The following is a 12,235-nucleotide window of genomic DNA, read 5'->3' on the forward strand; positions in this document are numbered from 1 at the left end:
CACCAGCCTATTAGGCACTTAAAGCGCGCTCAGAGATGAAACGAATTCTGATTATTGGCAACTCGGGATCGGGCAAGCGTTGGCTGGCAACCCCTCCCCGCTGCTCTTCATGATTACCTCCCCGGTCATCACCCCGGCCGGTGGCGCCAACCACCATATCGAGGTGCTGGCCATTATCCCCGCCAACGTGCTGGGCAGCATAATGGCTGCGGTGATGACCTTCCTGCTGGGCATCCACCCACAGCATGGCCCACTGTGGCCCCATCGTGGCTCTGCCGGCTGGCCTGCTTTTCCCAGCTCGCCCCATCGTCTCCTGCGCGCCGGATCGCCGCCGTCACCAGGCTACCGCGGACAGCCCCCTTGTGATCCCCTTCACGCTTCATGGCCGGAACCCGTCAAACTAGGAAATTTTCCTAATGCCCCTAGGGATGGCTCTCACGCCATTTGCGCCGCACCTCATTAAAGTCACGCTACCTGATGTAGTGACCCGACCCTCGCAGTGGCGCAGGGAGTGGGCATGGGTTCAATCGACAGGAGAGCGAGGCGCACAGTCCAACCTCTTGCTGTTGTCCTTTCCGTGGCGTGACCTCTAACACCAACCAAAAAGTGAGGGGCGCGGCGGAAATACCGTCTATCTCGCAGAGGATGAACGAAGATGTTGAAACTTCTCCAACAGGTCCGGGTACCGACCCTGGACCTGCCGGTCGCAGCCCGGCGCAAGCTCTGGTTCAAGCCGTTTATGCAATCCTATCTGGTTGTATTTATCGGCTATCTGACCATGTATCTGATCCGCAAGAACTTCAACATTGCGCAGAACGACATGATCCAAGAGTACGGCCTCTCCATGACTGAGCTTGGCATGATTGGCCTTGGCTTCTCCATCACCTACGGGGTGGGCAAGACAGTCGTCTCCTACTATGCCGATGGCAAGAACACCAAGCAGTTCCTGCCGCTGATGCTGATCCTCTCCGCCCTTTGCATGCTGGGTTTCAGTGCCAGCATGGGCGGCACCGGTTTTAGCCTCTACTTCATGATCTTCTTCTATGCCCTGAGCGGCTTCTTCCAGAGCTGTGGTGGCTCCTGCAGCTACTCCACCATTACCAAGTGGACACCTCGCAACAAGCGCGGCACTTACCTCGGTATGTGGAACCTCTCCCACAACGTGGGCGGAGCCGGTGCGGCCGGTGTGGCGCTGTTCGGTGCCAACTACCTGTTCGATGGCAACGTGCTCGGCATGTTCATCTTCCCGTCCATGATCGCGCTGGTGGTCGGCTTTATCGGCCTGCGTTTTGGCAGCGATTCACCGGAAGCCTATGGCCTGGGCAAGGTAGAAGAGCTGTTTGACGAAGTGGCCAGCGAAGAAGATATCGCCACCGAAGAGCAGAAGCTGACCAAGGGTCAAATCTTCGTCAAGTATGTGCTGATGAACAAGGTGATCTGGCTGCTCTGCTTTGCCAACATCTTCCTCTACGTGGTGCGCATCGGTATCGACCAGTGGTCCACCGTGTACGCTCACCAGGAGCTGGGCTTCTCCAAGGAGATCGCCATTCAGGGCTTCACCTTCTTCGAAGTGGGCGCGCTGGTCGGCACCCTGATGTGGGGCTACCTCTCGGATCTGGCCAACGGCCGTCGCGGTCTGGTCGCGTGTGTGGCACTGGCGCTGATTATCGCGACCCTGGGCCTTTACCAGCACGCCACCACCCAGTTCATGTTCCTGGGTTCCCTGTTCTTGCTGGGCTTCCTGGTGTTTGGTCCGCAACTGCTGATCGGCGTGGCCGCCGTGGGCTTCGTGCCCAAGCAGGGCATCAGCGTGGCCGATGGCGTCAAGGGCACCTTTGCCTACCTCATCGGTGACAGCTTCGCCAAACTGGGTCTGGGCATGATCGCCGATGGCACCCCCATCTTCGGTCTGACCGGTTGGGCTGGCACCTTCGCGGCGCTGGATATCGCAGCCGCCGCCTGTCTGGTGCTGATGGCCTGCGTGGCCGTGGCCGAAGAGCGCAAGATCCGCCGTATCAAGCGCGAATTGAAAGCCGCCACCTTGGCTACCCAATCCGCCTGAACCAACGCGAACGGCGCGCCGTCGAGCTGGCAACCCAGTCAGCCTGAACCCGCGTTAACTCAATGCAGCCAGGCGACCAAGCCCGCCTGACGCAAACAGCCACTGCGCGTAACCGGCCCCGCCTTCTGGTGGGGCCGGTTTTTTATTGCTGCCCCACCGTCAGCAGCTACATCCAGACTGTTGTCATCCCCTGTGCACACAGGCTCGCCAGGTATCGCTGACATCCGAGCGGCGCGATGCCAGCATCGAACTCACAGCACTGCCCGTCGACCCCTGAATGCTCAACCGTGAGCTCACCTTCTTCTGCCGGCCGTGAGTGACCATCATCCGGCCCGACCTTGCCATGCCCCACCCACTCTGCCCCCTGTGATACACTGCGCCATCCCCTGTTTTTGGTATGCATGCGATGAAACCTGCCCGCCCCCGTCTCTCCCTCCAAGGCCGCCCGACCACCGCTGGCCGCACCGCACAGGATGACACCCACCGGCCCGCGCTTGCCCGCTCACGCGCCGGCACCCGGCACGCACACGACGCGAAACAGGCCGGACAGAAACCGCAGGTGAACCCCGCCGATCGCCAGTTGCTGCTGCTGAACAAGCCTTACATGGTGCTCTGCCAGTTCACCGACGAGGCGGGCCGGGAGACCCTCAAGGATTACATCAAGGAGCCCGGCATCTATGCGGCAGGGCGCCTCGACAGAGACAGCGAGGGGCTCTTGCTGCTCACCAACGATGGCAAGCTGCAAGCGCACCTTACCCAGCCGGGGGAGAAAACCCCCAAGACCTACTGGGTACAGGTGGAAGGGATACCGAGCGAGGAGGCGCTGGCCGCCCTGCGCGCCGGGGTTGAGCTCAATGACGGCATGACCCTGCCCGCCGAGGCAACACTCATGGATGAGCCCGCGATCTGGCCGCGTAACCCGCCCATTCGTGAGCGCAAGGAGATCCCCACCCGCTGGCTCGAAATCAAAATCATCGAGGGGCGCAACCGTCAGGTGCGGCGGATGACGGCCCATATAGGCCACCCTACCCTGCGCCTCATTCGCTACGCCATCGGCGACTGGACCTTGGGTAACTGGCAAGAAGACGGGCTGGCCCCCGGGCAGAGCCGCAGCCTGCCCGCCCCGGAGCTGGCGCCTTCCCGGCGCCAGCGCGCCCCCTCATTACCCCAACCGGATGGCGACGTAGCCAAACCGGCAGGAGAGGCACCACGGCGGGCAAGCCAACCGAGACGGGACGAGCGTCCCCGCAGCACTCACTCAACTGAGCGCTCAACCCCAAGCCCGACCGGCGGCAAACCCCGCAGCAGCGGGCGCGGTAGCAATCGCAACACAATGCGCCGACCGGCCCGCACGGGTAATCCCAACAGCAGCGACAAGGAGTCATGATGAACAATCACTCGGCAGAGCAACCGACCACCAGCCATGCCCCCATGGAGGCCCGCCTGACGGTTGCCGCCCTGGTGCACTGGCAGGGCCGCTTTCTGGTGGTGGAAGAGGAGATAAAAGGTCAGCGCCGCTTCAATCAGCCCGCCGGCCATGTGGAGCCTGGCGAAAACCTGATTGACGCGGCCTGCCGCGAGCTGAAAGAGGAGACGGGTCTGACCGCCACGCCGACCGCGTGGCTCGGCACCTATCTGTTCAAACCGGCTGACAGCGAGGCCACCTTTGTGCGCACCGCCATGGTGTTCGACCTTGAAAAGGCGCCGGGTCAGCACCAGCCAGAGGATCCTGATGGCGATGTACTGGCCTGCCACTGGCTTACGCTCGAGGAGATCGCCGAGTGCAAACCGGCCCTGCGCAGCCCCCTGGTGTGGCAGTGCATCCAGGATTATCTGGGGGGCACCCGCCTGCCACTCTCAGCACTCAAGGCCTTTATTTGAGAACCTGTCCACGCTCTTACTGCGAGGCCGTGATCAAGGCTCATGTGCTGCTCGCTTGTTTGCAATCAGGAAAGCTCACGTATATCTATACGCTCCGGTTCCTGCGCTGCTCTTTACCTTGCTGACGGCCTCTCGTGACAGATCGTGAACAGGCTATCCGATATCGTTTGGCACCATTTTTTCATAATGGTGCCGACAAACAGAAAAACGATTTCCTGCCACCGCATTCCCGATGGGAGCCAGGGCATGGATATGTGACCGGGGGCGCGAAATTCTGGTAGAATACGCCCCGTTTAAACGAACTGGTAACTTCGACTAATGACAGACAATAGCCAAATCAAGGTGATCGTCGGCATGTCCGGCGGCGTGGATTCTTCCGTCTCGGCCTACCTGCTCCAGCAGCAGGGTTATCAGGTCGAAGGCTTGTTCATGAAGAACTGGGAAGAAGACGACACGGACGAGTACTGCTCTGCCTCCCAGGATTTGGCTGATGCCAAGGCCGTCTGCGACAAGCTGGGTATGAAGCTGCATACCATCAATTTCGCCGCCGAGTACTGGGACAATGTGTTCGAGCACTTCCTCGAAGAGTACAAGGCAGGCCGCACGCCGAACCCGGATATCCTGTGCAACAAGGAGATCAAGTTCAAGGCGTTCCTCGAATTTGCCGCCGAAGAGCTGGGTGCCACCTACATCGCCACCGGCCACTATGTGCGCCGTGACGACAGCACCGGCCGCCCGCGCCTGCTGCGCGGTCTCGATACCAACAAGGATCAGAGCTACTTCCTCTACACCCTGAGCGAAAGCCAAGTGGGTCAAAGCCTGTTCCCGGTCGGTGATTTGGAGAAGCCGGAGGTGCGCCGCATCGCCGAGCAGCTGGATCTCATCACCGCCAAGAAGAAAGACTCCACCGGTATCTGCTTCATCGGTGAGCGCAAATTCAAAGACTTTCTGGCCAAGTTCCTGCCCGCCCAGCCCGGTAAAATCGAGACCGTGGATGGCAAGGTGATCGGCGAGCACCAGGGCTTGATGTATCACACTCTGGGCCAGCGCAAGGGGCTCGGCATCGGTGGTCGCAAAGACGCCACCGAAGAGGCCTGGTATGTGGTCGACAAAGAGGTCGAGCGTAACGTGCTGGTGGTGGCACAGGGCGAGCATCCCCGCCTCTACTCCGACGGTCTGGTTGCCAGCCAGCTGCACTGGGTCGATCGCACCCCGATCCGCGCACCGCGCCGCTGCACCGTCAAGACCCGCTACCGCCAGCAGGATATTCCCTGCCTCATTCAGCCCATCGATGACGAGACCATCCGGGTCATCTTCGACGAGAAGCAGGCAGCGGTGACCCCGGGCCAGTCCGCCGTCTTCTATGACGGGGAAGTGTGCCTGGGCGGCGGCATCATCGAACAGCGCTTCAGCCATCCGGTTTGAATCCTTAACAGAAGGCAGCTGACGTGAGCGACACATTCCAAGGCCGGATCATGGCCTGCTGCGGATATCTGCCAGTGAATGAACAGAACAGGGCCGTGAAGATATGAGCGACACATTCCAAGGCCGGATCATGGCCTGCTGCGGGTATCTGCCAGTGAATGAACAGAACAGGGCCGTGAAGATATGAGCGACAAATTCCAAGACAGAACCATGGCCTTTGCCGGCATCTGCCAGGCAGCCTATCTGGTACAAAAAGTGGCCCGCGATGGCAGCTGTGATGAGGCCTCGCTGCGCGAGAGCATGCAAAGCGTGTTGGTGACCGATCCCAAGCAGCCGCTGGAGGTGTTCGGCAACCACCTGGCCATTCGTGATGGCTATCGCGCGCTGGTCGAACAGCTGGGCTCTGACGGCAGCCAAAAGAACGCCGAGCTGACCCGCTACGTGGTCAGCCTGATCGCGCTGGAGCGCAAGCTGGCCAAGCGCCAGGACATACTCAACATGCTGGGGGAGCGGATCGGTCAGATCGGCCGCCAGCAACAACATTTCGATCTGCTCGACGAGCAGATCCTGGCCAACATGGCGAGCATCTACAGCGATCTCATCAGCCCCATAGGGCCGCGCATTCAGGTGGCGGGCACCCCACTGTTCCTGCAACAGCCGCTGGTGCAGTACAAGGTGCGCGCCCTGCTGCTGGCAGGCATCCGTGCCTGCGTGCTGTGGCGCCAGCTTGGCGGCAGCCGCACCCAGATCATCTTCGCACGCAAGAAGATGGTGGAACTGGCCAAACGTTTTTAACCCCCACACCAATCATCAGGAGTTCACCCCATGGAGCTGTCCGCGCTGACTGCTGTTTCCCCGATTGACGGTCGTTATGGCGACAAGGCCGATGCCCTGCGCCCTATCTTCTCCGAATTCGGCCTGCTGCGTTTTCGCGTCGAAGTCGAGGTGCGCTGGTTGCAAAAACTGGCCAGCCACGCCGGGATCCCGGAAGTCCCTGCCCTGAGCGCGGCCGCCAACGCCCTGCTCGACGGCATCGTCAGCGACTTCAACGAGAGTGACGCCGCCCGCATCAAACAGATTGAGCGCACCACCAACCATGATGTGAAAGCGGTGGAGTACTTCCTCAAAGAGAAAGTCGAAGTGAACCCGGAGCTGGCCGCCGTCAGCGAGTTCATCCACTTCGCCTGCACCTCGGAAGATATCAACAACAACTCCCACGGTCTGATGCTGAAAACCGCTCGCGAAGAGGTCATCAAGCCTTATTGCGAGAAGCTGATCAGCGAGCTCAAGCGCCTGGCTGTTGAGTACCGTGACATGCCGCTGCTGTCGCGCACCCATGGCCAGCCAGCCACCCCGAGCACCATGGGCAAGGAGATGGCCAACGTCGCCTACCGTCTGGAGCGCCAGTTCAAGCAGATCATGGCGGTGGAGATCCTCGGCAAGATCAACGGGGCTGTCGGCAACTACAACGCCCACGTCAGCGCCTATCCGGAAGTGGACTGGCACCAGTTCTCCGAGGAGTTTGTGACTTCCTTGGGCCTTTCCTGGAACCCCTACACCACCCAGATCGAGCCGCACGACTACATCGCCGAGCTGTTCGATGCCATGGCCCGCTTCAACACCATCCTGATCGACTTCGATCGCGATGTGTGGGGTTACATTTCACTGGGTCACTTCAAGCAGCGCACCATCGCGGGGGAGATCGGCTCCTCCACCATGCCGCACAAGGTCAACCCCATCGACTTCGAAAACTCCGAAGGCAACTTGGGTCTGGCCAACGCCGTGTTCCAGCATCTGGCAAGCAAGCTGCCCATCTCCCGCTGGCAGCGTGATCTCACCGACAGCACAGTGCTGCGCAACCTGGGTGTGGCGGTCGGTTACTCCCTGATTGCCTATCAGGCGACCCTCAAGGGTATCTCCAAGCTGGAAGCCAACGACGCCGCCATGGCCGCCGATCTGGATGCCAACTGGGAAGTGCTGGCCGAGCCGATCCAGACCGTAATGCGCCGCTACGGTATCGAGAAGCCCTACGAGAAGCTCAAAGAGCTGACCCGTGGTCGCCGCGTCGATGCCGAAGGGATGCGTACCTTTATCGACACCCTAGAACTGCCGGAAGCAGTGAAGGTGGAGCTGAAGAAGCTGACCCCGGCCAACTACATAGGTGACGCCCAGCGTCTGGTTGATCTGCTGAAATAAGCCAACCGGTACTGACGAAGGGGCCCTGTGCACGATACGCCACAGGGCCCCTGTTATTTTCCCTGCCACAGCAGGATCCCGAGTGGCTTTTCCCAAGCCCGACTTGGGCAAAACCTCTTTGCGAGACACGAGAAACAGCATGTACCAACTCAATCTGGATATCGCTCACTTCCTTGAGCACTACTGGCAGAAGCGCCCACTCCTTATCAAGGGCGGCTTCACCGACTTTCAGGACCCCATCAGCCCGGACGAGCTGGCGGGTCTGGCCATGGAAGAGGTGGTGGAGTCCCGTCTGGTGACCCGCTTCGACAACAAGTGGGAAGCGGCCCACGGCCCCTTCGAATCCTACGACCATCTGGGGGAAGAGAACTGGACAGTGCTGGTGCAGGCTTGCAACCACTGGGCCCCCGAGGTACACGAGCTGGCACTGCCGTTCCAGTTCATCCCAGGCTGGCGTTTTGACGATGTGATGGTGAGCTTCTCCACCCCCCACGCGGGGGTCGGCCCCCACATCGACAACTACGACGTGTTCATCACTCAGGGTCTGGGCAAGCGTCACTGGCGGGTTGGTGATGCCAAGCCGCTCAACGAGTTTGCCGCCCACGCCGCGCTGCTGCACTGCGAACCGTTCGAGGCAATCATCGATGTCATCATGGAGCCAGGCGATATCCTCTACATTCCACCCGGATTCCCCCACGAGGGCTACGCCATCGAGCCCTCCATGAACTTCTCGGTTGGCTTCCGTGCGCCGGATGCCAAGGCACTTATCTCCTCTTTTGCCGATCACCTGATCGACAACGAGGTGCGTACCGAGCGTTATGGCGATGCCGATCTCAAGCCCCGTGCCCGCCACGGCGAGATCCAGCCCTTTGAGCTGCACCGTCTGCGCGAGCTGATGCAACAGGCCCTCGATGACGAGACCCTGTTCAAGGCGTGGTTCGGCGCCATGATCTCCGAAGCCAAGCACGATCTGGACGTCAATCCGGTCGAGCCGGACTACAGCGCCGAGGAAGTCGCCGACCTGCTGACTCAGGGCGAGCCTGCCATCAAGGTGCCGGGCCTGCGCAGTGTCTGGTTCAGTGGTGAAAGCCAGCTGTGCTATATCGACGGCGAAGCCTGGACCCTGCCAAGCGACGACGCGGCCGCCATTTCCCTGCTGTGTGACAAAGACATCATCACTCAGGCAGACATGGTAGAACTCGCCGATCAGGCCGGTTTCCTGCAACTGCTGACCCGTCTGATCAACCGCGGTTACTGGTTCTTCAGCTGAAGTGACTGGCTGACAGCAACGACAAAGGCGCCTTGATGGCGCCTTTTTTATTGCAGGAAGTCGATTTCCCCACCCTTATTTGCAGCATGGACCCGTGTCATAGTGACCACTCATGGCCCAGCGAGGAATAAGGGCGTTACATCGGTTACCTCGGAATAAATGCATTCTTGTAGAAGAAATAGAATCCATTATCCGGCACCTGAAACTCAACCCCATTGTGCAATGACAGTGAGGCACCACCAGTGTTATTCATAATTGCGCCATAGCGCACATAACCACTTTTGCCATCGTGATACATAAAGTCCATCCGCGAAACCAGTTCGCCGACTTTGTTGAACAAGCGGCCGACAATCGGCGAGTCTGAGGACATGGGGGCATTGATGGTCCGCAGTAATGTCATACTGGTATAATCCCCATAGTCATCCCGGGTCAGCAGATAATGGTAGCGATTCTCTGGTTCCTGCACACCACCTAACCGATAGATCAAATTCACGTTAGTACCGAGTGCCAGCGCAGTAAGTCTCGAGGTGATCGGTGCATTGGGCTGACCGACAAAGTCAGATATTATCCTGCGTACTACACCATCTCTCACCTGATAGATATGTAGGGTAGTAAAGATAAGGAACATGGTCTCCTCAAGGTCATTGATGGCAACCACATCCAGCGGATACTCTTGCCACTCTAAACCTAATTGTTCCCTTGTCAGCTCATTATTCCTTGTCGGGGCATCTTCCAGATTAGACGTCAAGAAGATGCGCGCATTATCATATCCGACCCTGGCTATGAAGATTGCAGCAGTCTTCCTACTATACCTTGTATTGCTCTCAACGGCATGATCGCAGGTTGTCAACTCATAGTCCGGCCGCCAGTTACTGATTGATGTTGTGGCTCCCTTGGTGAAGAAATTCGATATGTTTTCGTAGCCAGGCTGCTTGATATTGGCGAAGTTATAAATCTTGCCAGTCCTGGAGGAGGTTACCAAGGCCCCGGCCTGATGATAAAGAGGCGTATTGTGGTCAACAATGTGCTTGACGTTGTCCCAATCGGTATTCATGGTCTTGGCATCCATGGCACAGACCATATTGCCATTGTTGAAACTCTTGGCCCGGCAGAGGTATGAGCCAAGATCTTCATACTCAAGCCCCCGTGGTTTAATAAACTCGGTGGTGTATGTCGCGATCGGGGCGGGTTTGATATCTTCTTTTTTGAGTAACGTGTAGATCCACTGGGCGATGGTCACCACTATGCCTATCACCGCAATAATAACCCCCAGGGGGCCGGCAATCAAAGTGGCAAAGGCAGAGGTAGACCATATCAAAGCGGCAACGGATACGCCCAATGCCACCGTGGCGACCAACATGTTGATTGAAGCAAATATAATATCCCCGACATCCCCCCCCTGGACAGCCTCATATAGACTATACGCGGCCAGGGCTGCCCCCAGCGCCGCCAATCCAACAAAACATATATCGATAACCTTACCGATGCTTTGAGGTGCAGTGGCGAGAAACATCTTGTTGGCTACCTGCCGCTCTACCACATTCGTGAGATGCTTGCCTTTGGCTACTAGGTTGCTCAAGTATTGACTGAATTTCGCCATATACTCGGCTACGGTTTTTCCTATTCCTACTTTTGCACCACTGCCATAAATAAACATGGTCACATTATCAAGGAACTTACCGAGCTTGATCAGATTCAGCCCCGTATCAATAAAGGCCGCCGCCAACCCCATCAAAGAAACAGGGTTGCTCAGTTCATCCCGATCGGTCGCCGTCAACCAGGTAAAGTTGCCCACCCCCAGCAACAAGGTGAACACGGAAAGGAATGAGTCTGTGGTGGCGTCGGCAGGAACCACACCAGAAAAGGCGGTGGGAGCCACGCTGACCGTCGCCCTTGCCAGATCAGGATATTTTCTCAGAATACGCTGCCGGGCCCCCTCATCCTGCAAGGTGCTCGTTCTCAGGCCCATATTATTCAGTTCATTCCAGAAGCTATCCGGGCTATGTTGGGTGAAGAAACTTATCCAGAAGGAGATCTGATTACCGCTGTCATTTCTCAACAACTTCACCACATCATCGAAATTTCTCCTGTTGGCCAGGACTGTGTATTGCTCGCTTTGTTGACCCCAGCTCGTGTTCATGGCAAACCCTGTGTAAACAGACCCCGCCAGGGTGCGTTCAAATTCTTGCAGCTCATCCTCGGTGATGTGACGACCGGATGAAATATTAAGCGCTCTGACTTTATTGATGGTGTTATACACTTGTCTCATCGCCATTTCAAACGATGAGTTTCTTCCCACCTCCTGAACTTTAAAAGAACTGATAAGAGCGTCTAACACCTCATTCTTGTTGTAGTATGCAATAAGTTGACGAGCCCATTTTTGGCCGTCTGTTTGTGTATTGTAGGCGTTTAACTTTCCATTTTGACAATAAGAGGTGGCGACAGCGTATAGCTCGTCCATGATCTCTTTAAATTGCGTCCCCTTTTCTGCTTGCTTAATATTCGCATTGACCTTCACCATATCCCAAGAGTTATACAATTTCCGGTTGGCCACAGTGACATCTTTTTGCTTGCTATATGAGTTCTGCAACAAGCCACTCACATATTCAACCATATTATCGGTAAAGTAGGATGGATATCTGGAATAAATATTATATACCGAGTTGTTGTTATTGCTCATTGCCAGCACACTATCATTAGGCGCCATACCATGGCCTAACGCTTCGCTTAATTGGCTGTACTTAACCTTGAATTCGAACTTCATTAACTCTTGAAACATCACCTGGGCAAGATATTGAGCTTCATCGGTTTCTTGCCCAAAGTTGACCAGCGGCAAATCAAAGCGGCGCTGGTCAGACCCCACCACGTAAAAATTGATCCCATCCAGCTCAGCGAGCGTGCCACTATTCAGGGCAGCAAAGGCGGCCTTCACCGGAGTAGGGAAAACACTACTTGCCGCCAAGCCGAGTAATGACATGGAAGAGAAGGTGAGAAAATCCCGCCGCCCCTGTGAAACTTCTTGATGGATGATCTCTGATAATTTTTTCATATTGTATGCCCTAGTATAAATACTCTATGTGGATGTCAATATCCTTTCATAAACAAGGGAATAGCAAACAGAACCATATCATCATGGCTGAGTGAATTATCCTTGTTTACAAGGACAACATTAAGTGGAGGTTATTTGCATCTATGCGATATAGATGTAAACAGCATCCACTTTACTGGCATTTACTTGATAAAAATGAACAAAAATAACCAAGACTCACAGTGAATCGATTATGCATCCTTATTTATTGAATCATCTTCACGAACTTACACGGGCATTCTCGTATGAGTCAAACATCAATAACAGCGCCTGATTAAAAAATGTTACCTGCTAGACAAAAACAGATTTTTTT

Annotated in this window: 9 protein-coding genes; 7 read left to right on the plus strand and 2 right to left on the minus strand. The window is 56.7% G+C overall.

Features of this window, described 5'->3' with window-relative positions; genetic code table 11:
- Positions 1–10: 10 nt before the first annotated feature.
- The gene (locus BN1129_RS23945; protein WP_209418466.1) at positions 11–247 is read right to left on the minus strand and encodes a hypothetical protein; all 237 of its coding nucleotides are present in this window, start codon (positions 245–247) and stop codon (positions 11–13) included.
- A gap of 408 nt (positions 248–655) precedes the next feature.
- Here BN1129_RS23945 and uhpT point away from each other — a divergent pair, with 408 nt between their 5' ends.
- The 7 genes from uhpT to BN1129_RS01575 all read left to right on the plus strand — a co-directional run bounded on the left by uhpT (position 656) and on the right by BN1129_RS01575 (position 8,834).
- Positions 656–2,062 carry a hexose-6-phosphate:phosphate antiporter gene (uhpT, locus tag BN1129_RS01545; RefSeq protein WP_042034049.1) on the plus strand — a complete coding sequence of 469 codons (1,407 nt, stop codon included), beginning with the start codon at positions 656–658 and terminating at the stop codon, positions 2,060–2,062.
- 406 nt (positions 2,063–2,468) lie between these two features.
- Complete coding sequence (locus BN1129_RS01550) at positions 2,469–3,449, plus strand: pseudouridine synthase (RefSeq protein WP_042034050.1); 981 nt, start codon at positions 2,469–2,471, stop codon at positions 3,447–3,449.
- On the plus strand, positions 3,449–3,943 hold the full coding sequence (locus BN1129_RS01555; RefSeq protein WP_042034051.1) for an NUDIX hydrolase: 495 nt from the start codon (positions 3,449–3,451) through the stop codon (positions 3,941–3,943). The genes BN1129_RS01550 and BN1129_RS01555 overlap by 1 nt, the downstream gene beginning before the upstream one ends.
- Positions 3,944–4,261: 318 nt before the next feature.
- On the plus strand, positions 4,262–5,368 hold the full coding sequence (mnmA, locus tag BN1129_RS01560; protein ID WP_042034052.1) for a tRNA 2-thiouridine(34) synthase MnmA: 1,107 nt from the start codon (positions 4,262–4,264) through the stop codon (positions 5,366–5,368).
- Between the two features lie 183 nt (positions 5,369–5,551).
- Entirely contained in the window at positions 5,552–6,163 is a 612-nt protein-coding gene (gene hflD / locus BN1129_RS01565) for a high frequency lysogenization protein HflD (protein ID WP_042034053.1), read from the plus strand.
- 30 nt (positions 6,164–6,193) lie between these two features.
- Positions 6,194–7,564 carry an adenylosuccinate lyase gene (gene purB, locus BN1129_RS01570; RefSeq protein WP_042034055.1) on the plus strand — a complete coding sequence of 457 codons (1,371 nt, stop codon included), beginning with the start codon at positions 6,194–6,196 and terminating at the stop codon, positions 7,562–7,564.
- 139 nt (positions 7,565–7,703) lie between these two features.
- Positions 7,704–8,834, plus strand: coding sequence for a ribosomal protein uL16 3-hydroxylase (locus tag BN1129_RS01575; protein ID WP_042034057.1), 1,131 nt, complete (start codon positions 7,704–7,706; stop codon positions 8,832–8,834).
- Between the two features lie 145 nt (positions 8,835–8,979).
- Here BN1129_RS01575 and BN1129_RS01580 read toward each other — a convergent pair whose 3' ends face one another.
- Positions 8,980–11,883 carry a hypothetical protein gene (locus BN1129_RS01580; RefSeq protein WP_042034059.1) on the minus strand — a complete coding sequence of 968 codons (2,904 nt, stop codon included), beginning with the start codon at positions 11,881–11,883 and terminating at the stop codon, positions 8,980–8,982.
- Positions 11,884–12,235 lie beyond the last annotated feature (352 nt).

Origin of the sequence: Aeromonas popoffii, assembly GCF_000820025.1 — a bacterium.
Classification (GTDB): Bacteria; Pseudomonadota; Gammaproteobacteria; order Enterobacterales; family Aeromonadaceae; genus Aeromonas; species Aeromonas popoffii.